The sequence below is a fragment of the Vibrio mexicanus genome (genome assembly GCF_001012815.1).
Classification (GTDB): Bacteria; Pseudomonadota; Gammaproteobacteria; order Enterobacterales; family Vibrionaceae; genus Vibrio; species Vibrio mexicanus.
Genome location: NZ_JYJP01000026.1, coordinates 29,778 through 55,154 on the forward strand (window position 1 = coordinate 29,778; position 25,377 = coordinate 55,154).

A 25,377-nucleotide genomic window follows, 5' to 3' on the forward strand; every position below is an offset into this window, starting at 1 on the left:
GATTCATTATCATAACCTAAGCAACGTGACTCAAGACCGTAATTTCGACGATATTGCCCACAAATTTGCAAAAAATATTTACGGCTCTGACAAAGGCGAGATCCGCCAAGTTATTGTCTGGGAAGATTTTCAGCAGATACTGGCCGATTTGGCGGCGAGCGAAAGTGCTCTCCAAGTGCTGGATGCGGGTGGTGGACTAGCGCAGCTTTCGCAAAAGTTGGCTAAACTAGGGCACCGAATTACTTTGTGTGATCTATCTTCGGAAATGCTACAACTGGCTCGTCAGGATATTGAAAAGAACGACCTGCTTGAGCAGTATCGGTTCGTCCATTCTCCAGTCCAGTCTATTGATGAACACCTCAATAAATCGGTTGATTTGGTGATGTTTCACGCAGTGATGGAATGGTTAGCGGATCCCAAGCCAGCGCTAGAAAAAGTATTAGAACAAGTCAGGCCTGAAGGCATGGCTTCTATTATGTTCTACAACCATCACGGCTTGGTTTACAAAAATGTTATTTGCGGAAACATTCCTCATGTATTAGATGGAATGCCGCACAGAAAACGGTTTAAACTTCAGCCTCAAAGAGGGCTGAAGCCGGAAGATGTCTATCAATGGATAGAAGCTTGCGGATTTGAAATATGTGGAAAGTCAGGTATTCGCTCCTTTAGTGATTATATTGGAAACATGGAATACATGGGTGACTACCAGTTTGAAGATGTACTGGAACTTGAAAGGCAGTTATGTCGCCAAGAGCCTTACCTCTCGTTAGGCCGATACATACATGTATGGGCAAAGAAGAAACAGGATAAACAATGAGTGGGATGACTCTCAATGCTACCGAACAACCAATCGAAGAATTGGTAACCTGGGTTAAGCATAATGATTTCTCGCTAAACTTATCGACTGAACGACTGGCATTCTTAATTTCGATTGCCGTACTCAGTAGTGAACGTTTTGATGAGGAATTGGGTGAAGGCGAGTTGCACGACACATTCGCTATCGTCACTCGCATGTTCGATGAAACTGGCGATGCGTCAGCATTTAGAGCCAACAATGCCATCAATGAACTGGTCAAGCAGAGGCTTATTAGTCGCTTTACTAGTGAAGTGACTGATGGAGCAAGTATTTACAGGCTGTCTCCACTCGCGATTGGTATTACCGATTATTACGTTCGTCACCGTGAGTTCTCAAAGCTGAAGCTTTCGATTCAGCTTTCTATGGTGGCGGATGAAATGGCAAAAGCCATTGAAGCGGCGCAAAAAGGCGGTACTCCAGAGCACTGGAAGAAAAATGTTTATGGCGTTTTGAAATACTCGGTGGGTGAGATCTTCGATCAGATCGATCTTAACCAACGTGTGATGGATGAGCAGCAACAAGCCGTCAAACTACAGATAGCAGAACTACTTAACAAAGATTGGCGCGAAGCGATCAATAACTGTGAAACTCTGCTGTCAGAGACTTCAAACACTTTGAAGGAGCTGCAAGATACCCTTCAAGCGGCGGGTGATGATCTGCAAACACAGATCCTTGATATTCAAGAAATTGTCTACGGTGACGAAGAACTTGAGTTTATCGGTGAGACTCTGTTTGGCTTGCAGATGAAGCTCGACCGTATCACAAGCTGGGGGCAACAAGCGATCGACCTATGGATTGGCTACGACCGTCACGTCCATAAATTCATCCGTACCGCTATCGATATGGATAAAAACCGCGCCTTCAGTCAGCGTTTACGTCAATCAGTGAATGATTACTTCGATCAACCTTGGTTCCTGACTTACGCAGACGCCGAACGTTTGAGTGATCTTCGCGATGAAGCCTTAGTGCTCCGTGATGATGAGGTGACCGGACAGGTACCACTCGAAGTCGAATATGAAGAATTTCAACAGGTCAATGATGAGTTGTCCGAAAGGATCGCCTCGATGCTGGTGGTTCATAAGCAACACGGCACGCCAATCGATCTTGGCACCGTGCTTCGTGACTACCTAGCTCAGCATCCAACAACACATCATTTTGATTTAGCTCGAATCGTTGTCGATCAAGCGGTTCGCCTTGGTTACTCAGAATCTGATTACCAAGCGATACAACCAGACTGGCAAGCAATCAACGATTTTGGCGCAAAGGTACAAGCAAATGTCATCGACAGATACTAATGAATACATGCCAGAGAATCTGGTAAAAGCGATTTCCAACCCGCTATTTCCTGCGTTGGATAGCATGTTGCGTGCAGGGCGTCACATATCAAGTGAAGATCTCGATAACCATGCGTTGCTATCCGATTTTGAAACCGAGCTTGCTTTGTTTTATCAACGCTATAACACTGAGCTTGTAAAAGCGCCAGAAGGCTTCTTTTACCTGCGTCCTCGTTCTACCACACTGATCAGCCGTAGTGTGCTTTCTGAGCTAGATATGCTAGTTGGAAAGGTGCTGTGTTTCCTTTACCTAAGCCCAGAGCGTTTGGCTCACGAAGGTATTTTTACCAACCAAGAGCTGTACGATGAGTTGATGCAGTTAGCGGATGAGCAGAAGCTTATGAAGCTTGTGACTAACCGTGCTACTGGATCTGACTTAGACAAAGAAAAACTGTTCGATAAAGTGAGAACGTCACTTCGTCGTCTTCGCCGATTAGGAATGATCATCCATATTGGTGAAACGGGTAAATTCAGAATCAGTGAGGCGGTGTTCCGCTTTGGTGCGGATGTACGAGTTGGCGATGATATGCGTGAAGCGCAACTACGTTTGATCCGCGATGGTGAAGCTGTAGTGCACACCCAAGAGCCAAGCCAAGGCAGCTTGCTTAAAGAAGACGACAATCAAGATAATGCTGAGTCATTAGAAGAACAAGAAGGTGAAGCATGATTGAACGCGGTAAATATCAATCACTGACCATGGTTAACTGGAACGGCTTTTTTGCACGTACCTTTGATATCGATGGTCTCGTAACTACACTTTCTGGTGGTAACGGTGCGGGTAAGTCAACCACGATGGCGGCGTTCATCACCGCACTTATCCCAGATCAGAGCCTACTTCACTTTAGAAATACCACTGAAGCAGGCAGCTCACAGGCATCACGAGACAAAGGCCTGTACGGTAAGCTTCAGCCTGGTGCCTGTTATGCAGCACTGGATGTGGTGAACTCACGAAATCAGCGCTTATTGTTTGCGGTTAAGCTTCAGCAAGTCGCGGGTCGTGATAAGAAAGTCGACATCAAGCCTTTCGTGATTCAAGGCTTACCAAGTGACGTAAAGCCAACGGATATCCTTATCGAAGCGGTTTCGGGCAATCACGCTCGCGTGCGTCAAATTGCGGAAGTAAAAGAGTCGATCGCGCAATACGAAACGGCGCATTTTAAAGCGTTTAACTCGATCGTTGATTATCACGCGCAGATGTTTGAGTTTGGCGTAGTGCCTAAAAAACTACGTAACTCAAGCGATCGCTCTAAGTTCTATCGCCTGATTGAAGCCTCTCTATACGGTGGTATCTCAAGTGCGATTACTCGATCTTTACGTGATTACTTATTGCCGCAAAACGGCGGGGTGAAGAAAGCGTTCCAAGATATGGAATCCGCGCTGCGTGAAAACCGTATGACGCTGGAAGCGATCAAAACGACGCAGGCAGATCGTGACCTCTTTAAGCATCTCATCACTGAGTCGACTAACTATGTGGCTGCTGACTACATGCGCCATGCCAATGATCGTCGCAACAAGCTTGAACAGACGCTTTCACTGCGCTCAGAACTGTTCGGTTCTCGTGAAACATTAGTTGAGCAAAACAATCTCCTCAATCGAGTTCAAGAAGAACTCGAGTTATTAGTGGAATCTGAGTCGGCGCTAGAACAAGACTATCAAGCGGCATCCGATCACTTGCAGCTTGTTCAAAACGCGCTTCGTCAACAAGAGAAAATTGAACGCTATCAAGAAGATCTCGAGGAACTAAGTGAGCGCCTTGAAGAACAGATGATGGTGGTTGAAGAAGCCCAAGAGCGCGTGCTGATGGTTGAAGAGCAGGCGACGGTTTCTGAAGAGGAAGTGGATAGCCTCAAGACTCAGCTTGCGGATTACCAACAGGCACTCGATGTTCAGCAAACCCGAGCGCTTCAATATCAGCAAGCTGTACAGGCGTTGGATAAAGCGAAACAGCTACTTGGCGAAGATGGTCTAACTGCGGAGTCGGCTCAGGCTTTGGTGGCGGATCTTAAGAATAAAGAGTCGCAAAGTACCAATGAGCTACTTTCAATCAAGCATCGTCTGGATATGTCATCTGCAGCGGCAGAGCAATTCGAAACTGCTCTAAAGCTTGTTCAGAGCATTGTTGGCCAAATCGAACGTAAAGATGCGTCTGAGCATGCGAAGAAAGCGCTTGTTAAAGCTCGTGAGTCTCAGCAAATCGCGCAAAATGATCAGCAGTGGCGAGCTCAGCATCGTGATTTAGAACGCAACCTGAATCAGCAGCGTCAAGTTCGTGAATCTCTCACTGAATACCAGAAGCAGTTCCACGTTGAGCTTGTTGATGAAATGGCTTTTGAGCAAGAGCGTGAACGTCATGCGATGCAAATCGAGTCCCTTGAGATAGCTCAAGAGGAACTGCGTGACCAGCGCAGTGACCAGCGCCGGATTGAACAAGATGCCAATGCTGAAATCACCAAACTTGAAGCCATTGCACCAACATGGATTGCCGCAAATGATGCGCTAGAAAAACTGCGCGAACAAAGTGGCGTAGAGCTAGCAGATAGCCAAGCAGTCATGGGTCAAATGCAAGTTGTACTTGAGCAAGAGAAAGAGCTTTCTTTGGCTAAGGACAAGCTTGCTCAGCGCCGTTCTGAACTTGACGGTGAAATTGAACGCCTAGCATCGCCGGGTGGTTCAAATGACCCTCGCTTGAAAGGGTTAGCAGACACGCTTGGTGGTGTGTTGCTGTCTGAGATCTACGACGACATTACCATTGATGACGCGCCTTACTTTAGTGCCATGTATGGCCCTGCGCGCCATGCGATTGTGGTGTCTGACTTATCACGCATCGAAGAAAAACTCGTTGAGCTAGATGACTGCCCTGAAGATTTGTACATCATTGAAGGCGACATTGATGCCTTCGACGACAGTTCATTTGACGCAGAAGAGCTAGAGGGCGCGGTTTGTGTTCGTATGAACGAGCGCCAAATGCGTTACTCGCGTTTCCCTGAAATTCCACTGTTTGGCCGCGCGGCGCGTGAACAGCGTTTGGAACTACTTCGCAATGAGCGCGAAGAAGTGGTAGAGAAACACGCAAAAGCGGCATTTGACTCTCAGAAAATGCAGCGTTTATTCCAATCGTTCAACCAGTTTGTGGCAAGCCACATTCAAGTAGCTTTTGAATCGGACCCTGAACAAGCTCTGAATGTTGCCCGAGAGAAACGCAATCAGGTGTCTCGTGTCCTAAGTGACCTAGAGTCTAAAGAACAGCAGCAACGTTCACAGCTTCAATCCAGCAAGCAAGCCCTTGTGTCTCTAGATAAGCTTGCGCCGAACATGATGCTGATTGAAGACGATACGCTTCAAGCTCGTTTTGACGAATTGGAAGAGAAAATAGCTCAGTTGTCAGAAGCAAAATCGTTCCTAAACAATCACGGAAAAGCGGCAACGGAGCTTGAAAAAGTAGCTTCTGCATTGGATGCCGATCCCGAGCAGTTTGATGCTTTAGAAGCGCAATACAAAGCGGCGGATGAAGGGCTACAAAATCTAAAGAAACAGATCTTTGCGTTGTCTGATCTTGTGGAACGTCGTCACTACTTTGACTACTCAGATTCGGTTGATTTGCTTAACAAGAGCAGCGAACTGAGCGAGCAGCTGAAAGCGAAACTTAGCCAAGCGGAGCAGGCTCGAAGCCGTTCTCGCGAGGAGTTGAAGCAAGCTCAAGGTCAGATGAACCAATACAATCAAGTATTGGCGTCGTTGAAGAGCTCCCATCAGGCGAAACTTGAAACAGTACAAGAGTTCAAGCAAGAGCTACAAGAGTATGGTGTCACCGCTGACGAAGGTGCGCAAGAGCGTGCTGTACGTCGTCGTGATGAGCTGCAAGAGCGTTTGCATACCTCACGTAGCCGTAAGAGCGAATATGAGCGTACGCTGACATCGACTGAACTTGAAATGAAAGGCTTGGCGAAGCGCCTTAAGAAAGTACAAAAAGAGTATGTTGAACTGCGTACCTTCGTGGTGGCTGCGAAAGCAGGTTGGTGCTCGGTTCTTCGCTTGGCACGTGCAAACGATGTTGAGCGCCGACTTCATAAACGCGAGCTGGCTTACCTATCGGCAGGAGAGCTTCGTTCGATGTCGGATAAGTCGCTAGGTGCGCTGCGTTTGGCGGTTGCGGATAATGATGATCTGCGTGATGCACTGCGTTTGTCGGAAGACACCGCGCATCCAGAGCGTAAAGTTCTGTTCTACATCGCCGTTTACCAACATCTGCGTGAGCGTATTCGTCAGGATATTATCCATACCGACGATCCGGTGGAAGCGATTGAAGAGATGGAAGTTGAGCTTGCTCGTCTAACGGAAGAGCTGACTCAGCGTGAAAATCGACTGGCGATCAGCTCGGATTCTGTCGCAAGCATCATCAAGAAGACCATTCAGCGTGAGCAAAACCGTATTCGCATGCTTAACCAAGGTTTGTCGAACATTGGCTTTGGCCAGGTGAAAGGTGTGCGCTTGAACGTAAAAGTGCGTGAAAGTCACGAGATTCTATTGAACGGTCTTGCCGAGCAACAAGCTCAGCACAAAGACCTGTTTGAAAGTAACCGCTTCACCTTCTCAGAAGCGATTGCCAAGCTGTTCCAGCGCGTGAATCCTCATATCGATATGGGTCAACGCTCGCCGCAAGTTTTAGGCGAAGAGTTATTAGATTACCGTAACTACCTAGAGCTAAGCGTTGAAGTCAATCGAGGCTCTGATGGCTGGCTGCAAGCCGAATCTGGCGCGTTATCGACAGGTGAAGCGATCGGTACCGGTCAGTCGATTCTATTGATGGTAGTGCAAAGCTGGGAAGAAGAGTCCCGCCGCTTGCGCAGTAAAGACATTGTGCCTTGTCGTCTGTTGTTCCTTGATGAAGCCGCACGTTTGGATACCAAGTCGATCAATACCTTGTTCGAGCTTTGTGACCGTCTTGATATGCAGCTTCTCATCGCAGCACCTGAGAACATTAGCCCTGAGAAAGGCACGACCTACAAGCTGGTTCGTAAAGTGTTTAAAGACCACGAACATGTACACGTGGTGGGTTTGAGAGGTTTTGGCAGTGAGTCGAAACCGCAAAGTCAAACAGAGCAACTAATAGAAGAAGTGTTGTAGCAATATGCGCTGAAGTAAAAAGGCTAGGGGAAACCCTAGCCTTACTTTTTTATGCTTTTTAGATGAACAAATACTACCTAGCACTTATTCACTAATTAGGTGCAGATAAACAAAAAGCCCGCGGATGCGGGCTTTTCTAATATGAGTGAAGCAATCAGCTACTTGCTAATCTCTTTAGCAAACACACCGAACTGTTTCGCTGCGTAAGCTACACGCTCGGCAGGCTTAGGATACTCTGCAGGAGTACCCATGTTTTCGATGTGCTGCAGGCGAGGCAGTAAGCCTGCGCCATTGGCGATTTGGATAGCAAGGCCTGGGCGAGCATTGAGCTCTAGAACCATTGGGCCTTCTTCTTTATCTAGCACCATATCGGTACCCATGTAACCCAATCCAGCCATCTCCCAAGCGCTTGCGGCTAGGGTGAGTAGCCTCTCCCAATGGGGAACCTGAAGCTGACTTAAGTCTTGGCCAGTGTCAGGGTGATGCGTAACCGGTTGGTCAAACTGAACAGCGCGAACGGCGCGGCCTGTGGCGATATCAATACCGATACCGACGGCCCCTTGGTGCAAGTTCGCTTTACCATCCGATGCAGTTGTAGAACAGCGCATCATTGCCATCACAGGGTAGCCTTTGAACACGATGATTCGAACATCTGGCACACCCTCAACACTGTAGCCATCGAAGCAGTTATCAAACTTAATTAAGTTTTCAACCACGGCAACATCGTTCTTACCGCCGAGCGAGAACAAACCCGCGAGGGCGTTACTGATGTGGCGCTCTACATCTTCTTCGTTAATCGTTGCACCAGAAGGCTTGGTGTAAACACCGTCTTTGTGCGAGATGATAACGAGGATGCCTTTACCACCACTTCCTTGAGCAGGTTTGATTACAAATCCTGGCCAGTCTTTTACCATCTTGTGGATGCGCTTAACTTCTGCTTGGTTACTAATCACACCAATGAGCTTTGGCACAGTACAACCTGCCTGCTCTGCGATGATCTTAGTTTTTAGCTTGTCATCCACCAATGGGTACTTTGAACGGTCGTTGTAACGACCGATAAAGCTATGGTTACGTTGGTTCATCCCCATGATGCCCTTATGACGAAGCTTGCTTGGGGATGTAAATTGCGAAGTAAAACGTGAAAACATCGTTTAGTCCTCCGCTAGTGGCTTGAATCGACGTAATTCAGTTAAACGGTAACCTGTGTAAGTACCTAGTAGTAGGATACCTGCTAGAACAATCAGTTGTAGACCGATGAAGTTGAAGGTCAGGTGCTGGATGTACGGGTTGGTCATAGCCAGATAAACAAGTACAGCGGTCAATAGTGAACCACCACCTTGCAGAGCCACCTCTTTCGCGCCTTCCTCTTCCCATAGAATCGACATACGTTCGATTGTCCAAGAAAGGATAATCATTGGGAAGAAGGTGATAGACAGACCTTCGGTAAGACCAATCTTAAACGCCACCACAGTAAATACTGAGATGATCATGATTACAGTAATGATTACCGCGGATATCCGTGCAACCAACAGTAGGTTGAGTTTAGATAGGTAGCTGCGAATAACAAGACCCGTACCCACGATAAGTAGGAAACCAACGATACCCGTGACTAGTTGGGTTTGTACGAAGGCTACTGCAATCAGAACTGGCATGAATGTACCTGATGTCTTAAGACCCACAATCACGCGCAGGAACACTACAATCAGTGCTCCGATTGGGATAAGCATGATGGTCTTAAACATCGATTGCTCTTCCAACGGGAGACTGTGGATGGATAGATTCAGGAGATTATCGGCTTCAACCTTCTCCATTGTTGCCTGTTTAGGTGAGACTTCTTGAGCAATCATTGAGAAATGAACTTGGCTGTTCTGACCACCGACTAGGTCAAGTAGAGAAACGTTAGATTCATCCCAAACCAGTAGATTGGCTTGTTCTTCTGGAGAAGCAGATTCTGGGTTGTAGAGAACCCAATCCGTCCCGCTCCATACTTGGTTCATGTGTTGAATGCTTTGACGGCGTCGGCCATCTTCTAGCTCAATCACACCAACAACTTTATTGTGGATCTGAGCATAGGAAAGCAATTTGTTGATTGCCTCAACTTTATCCATTTTGCTGAGGATAAGAGCTGCATTTTGGCTGTCACCATCGTTAAGGGTTTTGATTAGCTCTCGAGTGAAGGTAACGTCATCGGCTGAACGTTGGTTCGCACGTTCAATCAGCGCTTTTGCTGCCGCTTCACTTGGGCCATCAAAGGTTGGTGGAGTGATATCGCCTGTAGGTGCTGCATAATGTACTTTAGCCTGAGGATCGACAAGAAACTGGGTGCGATAGTAGATGGTTTGTGCACCAGAGGCTTCGCGAATAGACCATTCTGCGCGAGAGCCCGCTTCAGTTTGAATGTAAGAGATACCGTAGCCTGGAGAAGAAGCTGAACGGTTAATGCGTGTGTAACCAGTTTGAGTCTCTGGTATTGCCAGTGAGGCTTTAACGGGTTGTTGCTGTGCGTTGAATTCTACGCGAGCCTCAATATCCCAAACTTGACGTGTTTCACCCGGTGTCCAAGGCACACCATAGGATTGATGTCGTAAGACACTCAATGTTATCCCTGCTACGACCAAAAGGAGAATAGACAGGTAAAAAGGAACTCTTGACGTCATAACTTACCTTATTGTTTTTACTTAATTTCCGTATGTAGATATTTGCGACTGATATCGACAACTGCAATGTCGCGAATAAACTCTCGTCCTAAGAGTACAGGATGACTCATTTGAGAGCGGTCTGCCAAGGTAAACTGTGCTTTTTCGTGAATTTCCCCAAGTTTAATCCAAAGTTCCACAACCTTACGGCGTTCAACCTCTTCACTTGTCGACTGACGAATCTTAACGGACCGTACTACAGGTGCTTCAATCCAATTGCTCTCATCGAGCGTGGTTTCACCATCAGTCAGGTGAAAACGCACCCATGTTTGACCATTTCGTTCGAACTCTTCGATGTCGACCGCATTGATGGAAGAGGTTGCCGCGCCTGTATCGACGCGAGCGTCAAATTGAGTTGGGATTGAACCGATGCTGACTTTCTCTATCTCGCCTAACACATAAGTGGCAGTTGGAGAGTATGAGTAGCTTTGTTGGACGATTGGCTCTTCTTCCTCTTCTTCAACTTTTGGTTCTGGTGGGAGTGAGAAAAGGGCTGTCACTTTAGAAAGGTGTACCGTCATTTCTTCAATTTCAGTTTCTAAGCTCTCGATGTAATCGGTTTGATTGCTCAGTTGAAGCTGAAGATTGTTAATTTGGTTGCTGAGGTTGGCTTCAGATTGTTCAATCGCCTCAAGTGTAGCTAGATGATAACTTTCGCGATCTGATGAGGCACAGCCTGCAAGCAGGCCAAGGGCAAGAATAGGGACCAATCTTGGTAACATGGTAAACCTTGAGATGTTATTAGTTATTTGTAAATCAGTAGCGTAGTAGAACCTTCTGGTAAGCGGCATGCTTACCAGAAAATTTTGCAGAGAGTACAGTGACATTTCTGGCAACAAGTTAGAACTGTGTCAATTATGGCTTATTTGCTATAAGTATCGCACGACGCGGGGCAGGGTGGCCTTCCACTGTTTTACTTGGGTCGTTTGGATCGAGGTAATCAGGTAGTGAGTTGTGTGTCATCCACTCAGTCGTTCTTTGCTCGCCAACCGTCGTTGTGTTCTCATCGACAATACGCACATTTTCAAAGCCAACTTGCTCTAGCCATACTTTTAATGCTAACGCCGATGGGAAAAAGTAGACATTGCGCATTTGAGCGTAGCGATCAACAGGCACTAACACCGCCTTCTCGTCACCTTCAATAACGAGTGTTTCTAAAATCAACTCACCACCTGAAACTAACTGGTCTTTGAGCTGGATAAGGTGATCGAGTGGTGAGCGACGATGGTACAGCACACCCATGCTAAACACGGTGTCGAACGCTTCAAGCTTTGGCAACTGCTCAATTCCCAAAGGTAAAAGGTGGGCACGTTGGTCGTCACCCATTAACTTACGAATGGCTTCAAATTGGATTAAGAACAGGTGCGAAGGGTCAATGCCAACACACAAACGCGCGCCTTCACCGAGCATGCGCCACATGTGATAACCGTTACCACAGCCGACATCCAGTACCGAGCGATTCTTGAGTGGGGAAATATGAGGTAAAACGCGATCCCATTTCCAATCACTGCGCCATTCAGTATCAATATGAATGCCGTGAACCGTGTATGGCCCTTTGCGCCACGGGTGGAATGTACGCAACAAGTTCTCAAGCTTTTTCAGTTCACCTTGATGAAAAGGGATGTCATTAGCGATCGTAACCGAGTTCTTCAAATCGACCTGGTCTGGCGCGCCTTCTGGGATCTTATTTAGAGCTTTTATCCAGCGACCAAAATCACCATGTTCAGCATTTTGCCAATCGGTAAGCTGCTGAGGAAGTACATTTAGCCAAGGTTGAAGGCGAGTATCTTGGGCGATCAACTGGTAGAAATTAGCAAAGTTAAACATAGCGTTTGGGTCTTATTGTCGGTGTAACTGGAAATCTAAAATTCAAGTTTTGTAATGCCGTTTAACGAGCAAACAGCAATTAAATTAATTTGTATATTAAGTCTACTTGATGGCAAACATCGAGCCGAAGTTAAAGCACTGGAACCAAACATCAAAGCTAGAGAAGCCGATTTTCTCAAAGCGCTCTTTATGCTCTTTCTTTGAGTCAGGGCGCATTACGTTTTCAATCGCGCTGCGCTTTTGGCTGATCTCGAGTTCGCTGTAGCCATTTGCGCGTTTAAAGTCGTGATGGAGATCGATCATAAGCTCGTTTGATACTTGGTCTTCAAACACGTACTTCTCCGAAAGGATCAGAATGCCGCCAGGGCGCAGGCCTGTATAGATCTTTTCTAGTAATGCGTAACGGTCTTCTGGCGATAAGAACTGCAAGGTAAAGTTCAGAACGACGACGGATGCATTTTCGATATTAATGTCGCGAATGTCGGCTTCAACAACTTCAACGGGTGTATCACTTCGGTAAGCATTAACGTGCAGTTTGCAGCGTTCAACCATAGCCGCAGAGTTATCGACAGCAACGATCTTACACCCTTCTTGCTTGATATGGCGACGCATTGATAGTGTCGCGGCGCCAAGGGAGCAGCCTAAATCGTAAATCGTAGAGTGCGGCTTAACAAAGCGTTCTGCGAGCATGCCTATGGCAGAAATTATGTTGCTATAACCCGGCACAGAGCGCTGAATCATGTCTGGGAAGACTTCTGCTACACGTTCGTCGAAGGTGAAATCACCGATCTTATCAATAGGTGCTGAAAAGATAGTATCTGGATTACTTTTGGGGTTCATGACCGATTCTCGTATAGCATTGTCAGAGACAAGCAAGCATTAAAAAGGCGCGTATTTTAGGGCAATTTTAGTTGCTTGTCATCTTACTGGGCAAGAGAATCAAAGGATTATTATTGAAGAGTTCAATAGGTAGGTCAGTCTTAGGATTGACGTTTAGTTTGTGACGGATTTTTCAGCTTGCTTGAGTATCTTGGCAATCAAAGAAACACGTTGTTTGTTTTTGCCGTCGTTCCATGTGACTCCAACAAACTTGAACCTATCTCCTTCGGCGCGCTGGTAAACCACCTTGGCATAAAAGCGAATTTTATCGGGTCCAATGATCTTAATGTTTTCAGGGATAGAGAGTTGATTGGAGATTAAAATGCCTGCGCCACCTAGGCTGATATCTTTTACTACTGCTCGACCAATACGTTTACCAAAAAATCCCGTTTCATGGATTTCGACGGCAAGTCCACGGCTTTGTTGGTCATAAGGCCGTTCAGATTCATCATATTGCCAGCGAGTGTGCTGGCGTTCATTTTCCGTTCTATCGTTCATGTTTGTGAGTCGTTTTATAAATGATCTACTCATCTAAAACGGCCATGAAAGAAGGTAAGTTAAATCAAATAGCCACGCTGAAACGTAGGCTAGAACAATGTGATTTGCGGGGGCGTTCTTGGTCTACGGGAAAAGCAGGCAATTTTGGTAGATTCTGGTTTGTGCTCTGAATTTGCTCACTCAGTGATTGATACAACTGCTTCGCGAGTTCCGGGGCGAGATCGTTGTCTGGGGTATGAATCATCAAGTACGGCTGAATGTCTTGTTCGATCCAATTAGGGATTTTAGCTAACCAAGGCTTAAAGAAAGCATTGTTGCTCGCGAGGTCCGGATGACCAATAAAGCGTATCATTGGACGTGTTGCAGTCGCGATGGCATGAACTGGGACTCTGGGTTTCTTTTGATGAGCGTCAATGACCGCCTCTGTTGTTGGCTCTGCGGCAAAAACTGGGCGGCTATCCATAATCACACGATTGATACCTGTTTCAACGAGCCAACTGTTAAGCTGAGTTTCCGCTTCTTGCTTGGCAAAAAACTCAAGATTTCTGACCTCGACACCTAGATTGAAATCGCTTGGAAAGTGCTGACAAAAGCGCTTGAGTCTGTCGAGATGCTCAAAACCAAACGCTGCGGGAAGCTGAATCGTCCATTGCCCCACTTTTTCTGCTAGGGGCTCCATGATATTCAAAAAGGTCACCAGTTCGGCCTGTGACCCTTTGAGCATTTGCTCGTGGGTGATTTGCTTTGGCAGTTTAAACGTAAAGCGAAAATCATCGGGAGTCGCGTCGCGCCAGTTCAACACAGATTGCTGATTGGGCATTGCATAGAAAGTAGTGTTGCCTTCAACGGTATTAAAGACCTGAGCATACTTTTCCAGTCTTTCGGCGGGCTTGGTGCCACGACCATAAAAGCTTTGCTGCCATTGGCTGTGGGACCAAAGGGTCAAGCCTAATCTGATAGGAAAATCTTGAATTGGGTAATGTTCCATTTACATCTATGCTCCGCCACAACTGACGACATGTTAGCTCAATAGACGGCGAGACCCAAGAGACTTAAATGGACTATATCTCACTAGTAATACTCGGTATAATCGCCGCCAAATTTTGACGTATTGGTACACTTTTGCATACTAATTGAGCTAAATGCAGCCAGTGCGGTATAAAACCAAACAAATTTGCCGCTTGAGAGTCGATCTAAATCGACTTTCAGCGTATAAATGGAACTTTGAACCATCAGTATTTCTCGTGCTGGTGGAGAAACATCAACAATTTTAAAGATATTGGGAAATTCATTATGCGTACCCATTACTGTGGTCACCTGAACAAGTCCCTTGCAGGACAAACTGTAGAACTTTGCGGCTGGGTTAACCGTCGTCGTGATTTGGGCGGTCTTATTTTTATCGATATGCGAGATCGTGAAGGTATCGTTCAGGTAGTCGTTGACCCAGATATGGCTGATGCGTACGAAGTTGCTAACCAACTTCGTAATGAATTCTGTATCAAATTGACTGGTGAAGTTCGCGTTCGTCCAGACAGCCAAGTCAACAAAGATATGGCGACGGGTGAAGTAGAGATCATCGCGAAAGGCCTTGAGATCATCAACCGCAGTGACGTATTGCCACTGGACTTCAACCAAACTAACTCGGAAGAACAGCGTCTTAAGTACCGTTACATTGACCTACGTCGCCCAGAGATGAGCGACCGTATCAAACTGCGTGCGAAAGCATCTAGTTTTGTTCGTCGTTTCCTAGATGACAACGGTTTCCTAGACATCGAAACGCCAGTACTGACCAAAGCGACACCAGAAGGTGCACGTGACTACCTAGTGCCAAGCCGTGTTCATAAAGGCTCTTTCTACGCGCTTCCGCAATCACCGCAGCTATTCAAACAGCTGCTAATGATGTCTGGCTTTGATCGTTACTACCAAATTGTTAAGTGTTTCCGCGACGAAGACTTGCGTGCTGACCGTCAGCCAGAATTTACCCAAATCGATATCGAAACGTCATTCATGACGGCAGATGAAGTACGTGCGACCACTGAAAAAATGGTTCGCGATATGTGGCAAGAGCTTTTAGATGTAAATCTAGCGATTTCCCAGTAATGCCATTTAGCGAAGCGATGCGTCGTTTCGGCTCTGATAAGCCAGACCTACGTAACCCGCTAGAGCTCGTTGACGTTGCTGACCTAGTAAAAGACGTTGAGTTCAAAGTGTTCTCTGGCCCAGCTAACGACGAGAAAGGTCGCGTAGCAGTAATCCGCGTACCAGGCGGTGCTAAACTGACTCGTAAGCAAATTGACGGTTACGGTGAGTTCGTTGGTATCTACGGTGCGAAAGGTCTAGCTTGGATGAAGGTGAACGACCGTGCTGCTGGCATGGAAGGTATCCAGTCTCCAGTGGCTAAGTTCCTAAACGAAGAAGTTATTAACGGCATTCTTGAGCGCACTGGTGCAGAGTCTGGCGATATCATCCTATTCGGCGCAGACAAAGCGAACGTTGTTGCTGAAGCAATGGGTGCACTTCGTCTGAAGCTAGGTACAGATCTAGAGCTAACGGATACTAATGCGTGGGCACCGCTTTGGGTTGTTGATTTCCCAATGTTTGAAGAAGACGACGAAGGCAACCTGCACGCAATGCACCACCCGTTCACTTCGCCACTAGGCGTGAATGCAGAGGAGCTAAAAGCGAACCCAGCAGCAGCTAACTCGAATGCTTACGATATGGTTCTTAACGGCTACGAAGTGGGAGGCGGTTCTGTTCGTATCCACAATGCCGAAATGCAATCTGCGGTGTTTGATATCCTAGGTATAGAAGAGAAAGAGCAACAAGAGAAGTTTGGCTTCCTACTAGACGCACTTAAGTACGGTACACCACCACACGCTGGTCTAGCGTTCGGTCTTGACCGCCTAGTGATGCTACTGTGTGGCACTGAAAACATTCGTGACGTTATTGCGTTCCCGAAAACAACGAACGCATCTTGTCTTCTAACAGACGCTCCAAGCCTTGCAAATCCAGCAGCGCTTGAAGAGCTAGCAATTGCCGTTAAAGCTGCAGAGAAGAAAGAAGAAGAGTAATCTCTAGTTTTCGATTTCTACAATAACGAGAAAAGCCGCCATTTATGGCGGCTTTTTAGTTACTCAACAATTAATTTGGGCTGATGGTTAATGCCTTAGTTAAGAAGTTGAATTCCACTTGGAATACACCATCATCGCTTGGCGCGAAGCTGATGTTGCCTGAGTTATTGCTAAACGGAAGGCTGTTCTCTCCAGCGGTGACCGCATCGGCTCCATGCTCACATTCACCCCAATTACCACACGTTAATTTGAACTCATACGCTGAACCAGCAGAAAGTGACGATGTGGTAAATACTGCCTCGCTACCCTGAACGACCATTTGACGAGCTGGTGTGTGATCCCAACCACCGGATATTGAACCAGGGATAAACCAACCTTTCCCAACATAACTCTCGACAAGTTGCGCATCTAAAACAATGGGTGAGTCAACGTTCGTTGCATCAAGCTTGAATTGGTACATCCCAAGGCCCTGATAGTTTGACGGGCAATCACCGCCACCACAACTGTATTGCTCGTCCCACGAACCCATCGTGAATTTATAACCCGTATCGCTATCTAACCCGCGAGTTACGCCATAGACACCTTCGCCTAGATACGGCACTTCAATGGCTGCTGGATCCCAAACCGCCAGTGGGAACCCGCCAGCAATGTAGACCTTACGAGCGCCAAATGGGGGTAGGTCTCCTAGCTTTTCTGACACTGGTAGACCGAGTCCACGCTCTCCTTGACGAGCTTGAGAGAATACGGCGACTGACCATGCTGGTACCTCAAAGCTCTTTGCACTGCCATCAAAGTATGCACCATTGGCCATGTTACCTTCATTGTGGGTGTCGCTTAGTGCAAATCCTTGTAGGTCAATTTGGTTGCCCGTATGGTCGCGGAAATTGCCAAATGATTGATGATCAGGTGTGGCGTTGATCATCACGACAATGGCATCAATGTCTGCGTCAATATCGGTACTTTGGGTGTTACCGTTATCGATTGTCATCACTATCAAGCCCGGAGTTTGAGCGCTGCCTGTGTTGCGGAAGTCAACACGACGGATGATTTCTTCACCACTTGGCAGAGTAAACAGTTTGCTTGATTGACGAAGGTGTAGTAGCTCCTTGTAGTTTGTAAACATGACATCAATATCGGATGGAGAAGGTTGCGCATGCACGTCTGCGATCGCTCGCTCAATTTGATCATAGTTAGCCAAATCTTTTTCAGCTGCAGGCAAACCCTTGTTCCAGTTATTATCATCACGGGTAAAGTCTACGAGGTTATACCAATCACCAAAATCGTAAGAGTCTCGCTGCATGGATTTTGAACGTAGTAGCTCGCCACCCATATGATTAAATGGCATCGCTTGTCCTAGCAGAACTATGCTGCGCCGATAGTTTGCATTCTGACTCTGACATCAGTGCTAGCAGACTCAGATACCTTGTACATATTGATATCCCAAAACGTTTGGTTGTCATGTTTTGAGACATAGTTTTGGATTTCCCATGGTTCAACAGCATACCCAGCAGCTTGTCCGTTGTAGTCGACATCCTGACCAAGTAATGTTTGGTTGGTTGAGTCAATCATCTTGAACGCTTTTAGGTTACCAGCCATACCCAAGCGAATCAGGTCGGCTTGATGTAACGCACGAGCTAACTCTTGTTCAGCTTCTTCGCCGCTGTAGTCAGTAAGCTCATTAGGTAACACCGCGGCCCCTGTTGCGAAACCTTGTGCGCGGCGAATGTCATCACCAGATTCAAACGGGCTACCACCACGAGCTGCGTCGCGTAATCGGTCGGAGAATGAACCAATGCCAGTTCCACCTAGATGCTTCTGCGTTGCTTGAATAAAGCGCTTGTCATCCGCGACTTCACCAAAGTTCCAGCCTTCACCGTAGAAATAGACTTCTGGGTTAATTTCGCGTGCCGCTGCTAATGTTTGTTGAATTTGGTCGAGAGGATGGTGGCCCATCAGATCCCAACGGAAAGCATCGATCTTGTAGTCGCGAACCCAAGTCTGGATTGAATCATCGATGAGTTTAGCGAACATGGTGTGTTCTGGTGCGGTATTGTCACAGCAGGTCGAAGTTTCCACTAAACCCGTATCCGGTACCAGTCGGTGGTAATAAAGTGGCACCACTTTATCGAGAACGGATTTTTCATTCTGATAGCCAGATGCATTGGTGTGGTTATAAACGACATCCACAACGATATTCATTCCAATATCTTGTTTAACCGCTTGTACCATTTCACGGAATTCAACGATACGTTGGGTTCCTTCGGCATCGGTCGCGTAAGAACCTTCAGGTACGGTGTAGTGGAATGGGTCATAACCCCAGTTATAACTGTCTACACCACGTACATATTGGGTTAGGTCCTGAACAAGTGGTGTAGTTTTGTCGTCAGAGGCCAAAACGTCATAATAAACATCCGCAATGGTCTGGCTGCTACCACAGTAGCCACTGAAATTGGCGTCTTGCTTGATGGCTGGCACCAAATCACAGAGCTTGCTGAAAGGTTCATCGATGTCAGCAACTTGTTCTGGGTCTTCATTGATGGTAGCGATGTCGAACACTGGCATCAAATGCAAGTGCGTCATACCTGCTTGTTGAAGCTCTTTTAGGTGGTTAACTGGCATCGAGCCAGACTCAGTGAACGCAAGGTATTTACCTTTGTTAACCGTTGATGAGTCGTGAGCGGAGAAATCTCTGACGTGTGACTCATAAATTGTGAGGTTAGCCAAATCGCCGTTTTCTTCATTTTGTGAGTGCGGCGCTTGAAGTGAATCCCACCCTGACGGTTTTAGTGAGCTGTCATCGAGATTTATGACTTGGCTATGGGTGGAGTTCATTGCCAGACTGACTGAGTAAGGATCTGTGACTTCGTATTCAACCGTGACCTGGTCTCTCGGTTGGAACACTTTCATCGCGTAGCGATAATATTTCCCGTCTACATTGTTAATGCGCTGGCGAGTGCTCCAACTACCAGAGTAAATATCCTCAGTCATTGGATAGCGGTCAAGCTCAACTTTGTTCGCATCGTATACCACAAGCTCGACGCTTTGAGCCGTCGGAGCCCAAAGTCTAAAGGTCACTTTGCTATTCTCAAAGACAGCGCCATATTCTAGCTCGGTAGCTTCTTGAGCGAACATAGCATCCAGTGCTCCAGCGTATTGTACAGCAGTGACCGAACGCAGTGTCGCAGGCTCTTCTGAGCCATTACTGCTTGAAGCGACAGCAACCAAGCTGGTTTTAACCAAGCCATATAGTGCCGCCGGTACTTCAAACGCTGGGTAGTCGGCTAGGTGAGGGTATTTTGCAGTTTGCTCATCGCTTAACGAGGTTGGCGTTAATTTGATTGATAATGCACTAACAATGCCCTCATCCGATACTTGATAATTGCCATCCTCAGAGAACATGATCTGGACTTGGTCTGCATTGTCTGCCGCTTTCCAAACCAGTGTTCTTTCATCTAGCAGGATTGCGCCGACAGTATCCACATTAAAGCCAAGATCTAAGTTTTCATAGACATAAGTTCGGCTTGCATAGGCATTGCTGTCACCAGGTACAAAAGTCACACTAGGGTGGGTGTCGATCGAAGAGATATCGATGGTTAAATCAGCGCCAATGACTTTGTCTTTATTACCATTACGGATAATGGTGTTAAAACACTGGCTCGGGTCATCCGTTACAGGGACATACCAAATAGGACCGAATTGATCTGCGGCATCTGGTGTGACTGACGTATCATCCCAGCCATTATTGAAGCCTGATGGGTCGCCAGCGGCACAAGGAGTACCGTTGTTCCAAAGATGTAAGTTGTAGTTAGCGTAACCGTTTAGATCTTGCCCAGCTTCCTGATAATCGCCCATAGGGTCATAGAGTTGAATGGCAAAATGACCAGCTGGTGGCGCTGCAAGCTCTCCGGGGGCTTCTACTTCAGGCAGTTTAATGTCAGTTCCCTGTTGCTCTAGACCTAATGAAGTCAGCAACGTCGCTCGACGATTTTCACTGACGACTTCGCCTTGCTCTGTGATGCCTTGAACTTTGGCGTCAGAATCAAGTGATGCGGAAATAATCTCAGTACCTTTGTGCTTAATTGTGCAAGCACCAACTTGTTTATGTGACTTAATAATCCAGTACGGTCCGTACTCGTCCACACCATCGGCTCGATACTTTTTGTTGCCGCAGACTAACTGCCAGTTTTTTTTCGAAGCAGGGTCCGGTAGGGTCGATTTATGTTCATTCAATGTGGTGATGTAGCTAATGAGGCGCTGTTTTTCACCGATTTCCGGTTCTTCCGGCATCTTACACCATGCAGGTATGTTGATCTGGTCATCAGATTGCTGAGGTGAGACACAGTCTACGCTTTCTTGCTGGCAAGCGAGCAGTAGCGGCAGCGAGAGTATCGGTGCCATCGCTTTGGTTAAAGTGGTTATTTTTATCTGTTTTTTCACGTTTCACGTCCATTGTTACCGTTAGGTCAACTGATCATACGGGGACATGACATCAACAATTTGTGAGCAATTTAGGCTAAGTTATTTCTACGTGCGAAAATTAACGTTTTGGGACTCGTGGTCACAGAATTTGGTTTGATAAGCAACTGAATGCGTGATGTTTGATCGATAGTTCCGCGGAATTAGTCGATGTAGGCGTAGAGTAGGGGGATGAGAAAGTAACTTCCTCATCCTAAACAAAATGTGATGCGTACTTAAAAATCGCTCCGCTTTTTATTTGGTGAAAAAAAACTTAACAAAACAAGCGTGTGTCAATTCTTACAACTGGATCTCTTTCCATTCCCCTGGCTGTAAATCATCTAATACAACACTTCCCATTGAGTAACGAATAAGCCTAAGTGTTGGGAAGCCAATGTTTGCTGTCATTCGGCGCACCTGTCGATTTCTTCCCTCGATGATCGTAATAGAGAGCCAAGTGGTTGGAATATTGGCACGAAAGCGAACAGGGGGATGCGATCCCATACTTGTGGAGCTTCCATTACTTCAACCTTTGCAGGTAAAGTCATACCATCTTTTAGTTCAACGCCTTTGCGAAGTTTGTCGAGGTCACTTTCAGAAGGTGCGCCATCTACTTGAACCCAGTAAGTCTTGGGCGACTTAGATTGAGGCTGAGTGAGCTTGGCTTGCAAGATACCGTCATTGGTTAGAATCATTAAGCCTTCGCTGTCTCTGTCTAAACGACCTGCCGCGTAGATGTCTTTTACTGGAATATAATCCGCCAGGGTTTTACGGCCTTCACCATCGGTAAATTGGCTTAACGTGTCGAATGGCTTATTAAAAGCGATCACTTTACGGTCCTCAGGCGCGACTTTTGGTTTAGTTGATTTTGGTTTTTGCCTGCGACGTGAAGAGCTAAATCCTGTTGGTTTTTTACTCGTTCCGCGTTTAAATGTGGAGGATTTACCCTGGGGTGAACTCTTCGAGGACTCACGACGTGAGCGTGGTGACATGTTAACTACCTTGCAAAATTGTAAACGAAGTGTGTTTGAAAGTTTGATGGTGAAGCAGAATAAGCTATCATTTGCGCGCCCAAAAAACAGATTAACGCAGAAGATAATAGACTATTCTCTCTGTTTTGTTTAATTATAAGTAACTTGCACTCACGGACTAAGGTTTCTTGCCGCTCAACGTAAGAAGTTCAGTACTTAAAAGAGTGAAAAATCGTCAGGAAGCCTTTGGGTTATATCAGAGCGAATGGCGGACATTTAACACAGCATAACTAAGAGAGGATGCTGTTAGAACAATAGGGAAATTTCATGCCTACAGAAAAACCTACAATTATTTACACGATTACCGATGAAGCACCAGCGTTAGCAACTTACTCGCTACTACCAATCATTCAATCATTCACTGCTTCTTCAGGTATTAACGTTGAAACTCGTGACATCTCACTAGCAGGTCGCATCATTGCGAACTTCCCTGAGCACCTAACTGAAGAACAACGCATCGGTGACGCACTTTCTGAACTAGGCGAGCTTGCGAAAACACCAGAAGCGAACATCATCAAGCTTCCAAACATTTCAGCGTCTATCCCGCAATTGAAAGCGGCAATTAAAGAGCTTCAAGACAAAGGCTACGCACTTCCTAATTATCCAGAAGAACCAAGCACGTACGAAGAAGAAGCAATTAAAGCAACTTACGACAAGATTAAAGGTAGTGCGGTAAACCCAGTGCTACGTGAAGGTAACTCAGACCGTCGTGCGCCTCTATCTGTTAAGAACTACGCGAAGAAGAACCCACACTCAATGGGTGCTTGGTCTTCAGATTCTAAATCGCACGTTTCTAGCATGTCTGGCAACGATTTCTTTGGTAGCGAAAAATCAACGACCATTGATGGCGCGACAGAGGCGAAAATCGAATTTGTTGCAGCCGACGGCTCTGTGAAAGAGCTTAAGTCTGGTCTAGCACTTCAAGACAAAGAGATCATCGATTGTTCTGTAATGAACAAAAAAGCGCTAGTTGAGTTCTTCGAGAAAGAAATCGCAGACGCGAAAGAGCAAGATGTGCTGCTTTCTCTTCACATGAAAGCAACGATGATGAAGGTTTCTGATCCAGTTATCTTCGGTCACGCGGTAAAAGTGTACTACAAAGATGTGTTTGAGAAGTACGGTGAGCTATTCGACAAGCTTGGCGTTGATGTAAACAACGGTCTTGGCGATGTGTACGCAAAAATCGCTTCACTGCCTCAAGCGCAGAAAGAAGAGATCGAAGCAGCTATTCTAGCGGTTTACGAGACTCAACCTGCACTTGCAATGGTAGATTCAGATCGCGGTATCACGAACCTTCATGTACCAAGTGACATCATTGTTGATGCTTCTATGCCAGCGATGCTGCGTTCATCAGGCCAAATGTGGGGCCCAGATGGCAAGCAAAAAGATACGAAAGCGATGATCCCAGACCGCAGCTACGCGAGCATCTACCAAGCGGTTATCGACTTCAACAAAGAGCACGGTGCATTTGATCCAACAACAATGGGTAGCGTACCAAACGTTGGCCTAATGGCTCAAAAAGCGGAAGAGTACGGCTCTCATGACAAGACATTCATCCTAGATGCAGCTGGCACAATCCGTGTTGTTGACGCCGCAGGTACAGTTCTACTAGAGCAATCGGTAGAAGAAGGCGATATCTTCCGTATGTGTCAGGTTAAAGATGCACCAATCCAAGACTGGGTGAAACTGGCTGTGACTCGCGCACGTGCTACTGGTGCTCCAGCTGTATTCTGGTTAGACGAAAATCGTGCTCACGATGCTCAGTTAATCAAGAAAGTAAATGCTTACCTGCCTGATCATGATACTTCTGGTCTAGAAATTAAGATCCTAGCGCCACTAGAAGCATGTAAGTTCTCTCTAGAGCGCATCAAAGAAGGTCTAGACACTATCTCTGTAACGGGTAACGTACTTCGTGATTACCTAACAGACTTGTTCCCAATTCTAGAGCTTGGCACATCTGCTAAGATGCTTTCTATTGTTCCACTAATGAACGGTGGTGGCTTGTTTGAAACGGGCGCTGGGGGTTCTGCACCTAAGCACGTTCAGCAAGTTGAGAAAGAAAATCACCTACGTTGGGACTCTCTAGGTGAGTTTTTGGCACTAGCGGCTTCGCTTGAGCACCTATCAACAGTGACAGGCAACGCGAAAGCGCAAGTTCTTGCTGATGCTCTAGACAAAGCAACGGGCGAGTTCCTAGACAACAACAAGTCACCATCTCGTAAAGTTGGTGAGCTTGATAACCGTGGCAGTCATTACTACCTAGCGGCATACTGGGCGAAAGCACTGGCAGAGCAATCTGATGATGCCGAACTTGCTGCTGAGTTTGCTTCAGTTGCTGCAGCACTGGCAGAGAAAGAAGCATCTATCGTTACAGAACTGAACGATGCTCAAGGTGTGGCTGGTGACCTAGGCGGTTACTACGCGCTAAATGATGACTTGTCTTCTAAGCTAATGCGTCCAAGCGCGACGCTAAACGCGATTATCAATGGCTAATCCATTGACCACGAGTTAGAAACAAAAAGCCCGCATAAATGCGGGCTTTTTTTATGTCTTGTGTCTGTCAACGAACAGCTTATTTTGCTTGTTGCTCGATTGGCACAACAGAGCTGGCATGAGAGCCTTTTGGACCTTTTTCAACTTCGTAGGCCACTTGCTGGCCGGCTTTTAGTGTACGGTATCCATCCATCTGAATTGTTGAGTAGTGTGCAAAAATATCGCCTTCTTCCCCCTCAGGACAAATGAAACCAAATCCTTTGGCGTTGTTAAACCATTTTACTGTACCTGTAGCCATGCTATACATCCCTCATGCATTTTGTGTCTGATGTTGTTACTAGGGCATTTCATACCATTTGAAATAAATCTTTTCCCTAATGATTAGTGAATAGCAATTCAATTTGAATCAAATTTCTAGTCACTATTTCACCAATGTAGTCAATGATTCGAAACAGTCAATAGGAAAAAGGTATAGAACACTACATAATTGCAAACAAATCACTAATGAGATTCACATTCATGTAACTTATTCATTTGTAGATTACAGAATGTAGCATCGGTGGTACTTCTGGTGAGTTTTTAATCACTTGAGATGGGATTGCTAGCTAAACAACATAAATTAGTTTGCAGGGGATCGATTGCTAGATTAGGCTTTAAGTGAGGGCACTTTTCAACGCCAACAGTTTTGATGAACATCTTAAGATCAATATCGAAAACTTTCCGTTAAAGTAGTGGTAAAATTGAGCCGAAAAGCACTCTTAAGCATATTGAAATCATGAGCAAACATTTTGAATGGGTTACTCCAGACTCAGACTTATTGGAGAGAGAAAAAACCAAAGTTAAACCGCCGGCGATGTATAACGTTGTTTTGAATAACGATGACTACACTCCAATGGACTTTGTAATTGAAATCCTTGAGCGTTTTTTCTCGATGGACATTGATAAAGCAACGCAAACCATGCTCAAGGTACATTATGAAGGAAAAGCGATCTGCGGGACGTTCACCGCCGAGGTCGCAGAGACAAAAGTGGCCCAAGTCACTATGTACTCAAAGGAAAACGAGCACCCGCTGCTTTGTACAATGGAGCAAGCCTAACTGCTTGCTCGAGCAAC

At 46.3% G+C, this 25,377-nt stretch carries 16 protein-coding genes and 2 pseudogenes; 7 read left to right on the plus strand and 11 right to left on the minus strand.

The features are described 5' to 3' along the window. The first annotated feature begins 25 nt into the window (after positions 1 to 25). From cmoM to mukB, 4 genes are read left to right on the plus strand one after another with little or no spacing between them, the layout of a single operon-like run. A complete protein-coding gene (cmoM, locus tag UA76_RS04500; RefSeq protein ID WP_047043532.1) occupies positions 26 to 817 on the plus strand; it encodes a tRNA uridine 5-oxyacetic acid(34) methyltransferase CmoM in 792 nt (263 codons plus the stop codon). Further along, positions 814 to 2,151, plus strand: coding sequence for a chromosome partition protein MukF (gene mukF, locus UA76_RS04505; protein WP_047043534.1), 1,338 nt, complete (start codon positions 814 to 816; stop codon positions 2,149 to 2,151). Before cmoM ends, mukF begins: the two co-directional genes overlap by 4 nt. Further along, the gene (gene mukE, locus UA76_RS04510) at positions 2,132 to 2,857 is read left to right on the plus strand and encodes a chromosome partition protein MukE (RefSeq protein ID WP_047043537.1); all 726 of its coding nucleotides are present in this window, start codon (positions 2,132 to 2,134) and stop codon (positions 2,855 to 2,857) included. The genes mukF and mukE overlap by 20 nt, the downstream gene beginning before the upstream one ends. Next, on the plus strand, positions 2,854 to 7,314 hold the full coding sequence (mukB, locus tag UA76_RS04515; RefSeq protein ID WP_047043540.1) for a chromosome partition protein MukB: 4,461 nt from the start codon (positions 2,854 to 2,856) through the stop codon (positions 7,312 to 7,314). The genes mukE and mukB overlap by 4 nt, the downstream gene beginning before the upstream one ends. A gap of 158 nt (positions 7,315 to 7,472) precedes the next feature. On the opposite strand, the gene UA76_RS04520 is transcribed toward mukB, so the two are convergent. The 7 genes from UA76_RS04520 to UA76_RS04550 all read right to left on the minus strand — a co-directional run bounded on the left by UA76_RS04520 (position 7,473) and on the right by UA76_RS04550 (position 14,202). After that, on the minus strand, positions 7,473 to 8,462 hold the full coding sequence (locus UA76_RS04520) for an alpha-L-glutamate ligase-like protein (protein WP_047043543.1): 990 nt from the start codon (positions 8,460 to 8,462) through the stop codon (positions 7,473 to 7,475). Between the two features lie 3 nt (positions 8,463 to 8,465). Next, entirely contained in the window at positions 8,466 to 9,971 is a 1,506-nt protein-coding gene (locus tag UA76_RS04525) for an inactive transglutaminase family protein (protein WP_047043546.1), read from the minus strand. 17 nt (positions 9,972 to 9,988) lie between these two features. Continuing rightward, positions 9,989 to 10,732 carry an ATP-dependent zinc protease family protein gene (locus tag UA76_RS04530; RefSeq protein WP_047043547.1) on the minus strand — a complete coding sequence of 248 codons (744 nt, stop codon included), beginning with the start codon at positions 10,730 to 10,732 and terminating at the stop codon, positions 9,989 to 9,991. Between the two features lie 133 nt (positions 10,733 to 10,865). Continuing rightward, on the minus strand, positions 10,866 to 11,837 hold the full coding sequence (cmoB, locus tag UA76_RS04535; protein WP_047043549.1) for a tRNA 5-methoxyuridine(34)/uridine 5-oxyacetic acid(34) synthase CmoB: 972 nt from the start codon (positions 11,835 to 11,837) through the stop codon (positions 10,866 to 10,868). Between the two features lie 102 nt (positions 11,838 to 11,939). Then, complete coding sequence (gene cmoA / locus UA76_RS04540) at positions 11,940 to 12,677, minus strand: carboxy-S-adenosyl-L-methionine synthase CmoA (protein ID WP_047043551.1); 738 nt, start codon at positions 12,675 to 12,677, stop codon at positions 11,940 to 11,942. 153 nt (positions 12,678 to 12,830) lie between these two features. Continuing rightward, positions 12,831 to 13,214 carry a PilZ domain-containing protein gene (locus UA76_RS04545; protein WP_047043554.1) on the minus strand — a complete coding sequence of 128 codons (384 nt, stop codon included), beginning with the start codon at positions 13,212 to 13,214 and terminating at the stop codon, positions 12,831 to 12,833. Between the two features lie 64 nt (positions 13,215 to 13,278). Beyond that, positions 13,279 to 14,202, minus strand: a complete 924-nt coding sequence (locus UA76_RS04550; RefSeq protein ID WP_047043557.1) for a DUF72 domain-containing protein — start codon at positions 14,200 to 14,202, stop codon at positions 13,279 to 13,281. Between the two features lie 305 nt (positions 14,203 to 14,507). On the opposite strand from UA76_RS04550, the pseudogene aspS reads away from it, so the two are divergent. Beyond that, a pseudogene (gene aspS / locus UA76_RS04560) lies at positions 14,508 to 16,285 on the plus strand (aspartate--tRNA ligase). A 70-nt stretch (positions 16,286 to 16,355) separates the two neighbouring features. Here aspS and UA76_RS24440 read toward each other — a convergent pair. From UA76_RS24440 to UA76_RS04570, 3 genes and pseudogenes are all read right to left on the minus strand, one after another. Further along, positions 16,356 to 17,630 carry an alpha-1,6-glucosidase domain-containing protein gene (locus UA76_RS24440; RefSeq protein ID WP_238322183.1) on the minus strand — a complete coding sequence of 425 codons (1,275 nt, stop codon included), beginning with the start codon at positions 17,628 to 17,630 and terminating at the stop codon, positions 16,356 to 16,358. A gap of 17 nt (positions 17,631 to 17,647) precedes the next feature. Next, entirely contained in the window at positions 17,648 to 20,722 is a 3,075-nt protein-coding gene (gene pulA / locus UA76_RS04565) for a pullulanase-type alpha-1,6-glucosidase (protein ID WP_238322184.1), read from the minus strand. A gap of 318 nt (positions 20,723 to 21,040) precedes the next feature. Further along, positions 21,041 to 21,732, minus strand: a pseudogene (locus UA76_RS04570) (pseudouridine synthase). Positions 21,733 to 22,038: 306 nt separating this feature from the next. Here UA76_RS04570 and UA76_RS04575 point away from each other — a divergent pair. Next, positions 22,039 to 24,264 carry an NADP-dependent isocitrate dehydrogenase gene (locus UA76_RS04575; RefSeq protein ID WP_047043563.1) on the plus strand — a complete coding sequence of 742 codons (2,226 nt, stop codon included), beginning with the start codon at positions 22,039 to 22,041 and terminating at the stop codon, positions 24,262 to 24,264. 79 nt (positions 24,265 to 24,343) lie between these two features. Here the strand turns inward: UA76_RS04575 and cspD are convergent, their stop codons facing one another. Beyond that, a complete protein-coding gene (gene cspD, locus UA76_RS04580; protein WP_047043565.1) occupies positions 24,344 to 24,562 on the minus strand; it encodes a cold shock domain-containing protein CspD in 219 nt (72 codons plus the stop codon). Positions 24,563 to 25,039: 477 nt separating this feature from the next. Here cspD and clpS point away from each other — a divergent pair, with 477 nt between their 5' ends. Beyond that, on the plus strand, positions 25,040 to 25,360 hold the full coding sequence (clpS, locus tag UA76_RS04585; RefSeq protein WP_047043568.1) for an ATP-dependent Clp protease adapter ClpS: 321 nt from the start codon (positions 25,040 to 25,042) through the stop codon (positions 25,358 to 25,360). Positions 25,361 to 25,377 lie beyond the last annotated feature (17 nt).

Coding starts and splice junctions, on each gene's coding strand:
- mukF (WP_047043534.1), top strand. CDS start 814: ATGAGTGGGATGACTCTCAATGCTACCGAACAACCAATCGAAGAATTG.
- mukE (WP_047043537.1), top strand. CDS start 2,132: ATGTCATCGACAGATACTAATGAATACATGCCAGAGAATCTGGTAAAA.
- mukB (WP_047043540.1), top strand. CDS start 2,854: ATGATTGAACGCGGTAAATATCAATCACTGACCATGGTTAACTGGAAC.
- UA76_RS04520 (WP_047043543.1), bottom strand. CDS start 8,462: ATGTTTTCACGTTTTACTTCGCAATTTACATCCCCAAGCAAGCTTCGT.
- UA76_RS04525 (WP_047043546.1), bottom strand. CDS start 9,971: ATGACGTCAAGAGTTCCTTTTTACCTGTCTATTCTCCTTTTGGTCGTA.
- UA76_RS04530 (WP_047043547.1), bottom strand. CDS start 10,732: ATGTTACCAAGATTGGTCCCTATTCTTGCCCTTGGCCTGCTTGCAGGC.
- cmoB (WP_047043549.1), bottom strand. CDS start 11,837: ATGTTTAACTTTGCTAATTTCTACCAGTTGATCGCCCAAGATACTCGC.
- cmoA (WP_047043551.1), bottom strand. CDS start 12,677: ATGAACCCCAAAAGTAATCCAGATACTATCTTTTCAGCACCTATTGAT.
- UA76_RS04545 (WP_047043554.1), bottom strand. CDS start 13,214: ATGAACGATAGAACGGAAAATGAACGCCAGCACACTCGCTGGCAATAT.
- UA76_RS04550 (WP_047043557.1), bottom strand. CDS start 14,202: ATGGAACATTACCCAATTCAAGATTTTCCTATCAGATTAGGCTTGACC.
- UA76_RS24440 (WP_238322183.1), bottom strand. CDS start 17,630: ATGCCATTTAATCATATGGGTGGCGAGCTACTACGTTCAAAATCCATG.
- UA76_RS04575 (WP_047043563.1), top strand. CDS start 22,039: ATGCCTACAGAAAAACCTACAATTATTTACACGATTACCGATGAAGCA.
- cspD (WP_047043565.1), bottom strand. CDS start 24,562: ATGGCTACAGGTACAGTAAAATGGTTTAACAACGCCAAAGGATTTGGT.
- clpS (WP_047043568.1), top strand. CDS start 25,040: ATGAGCAAACATTTTGAATGGGTTACTCCAGACTCAGACTTATTGGAG.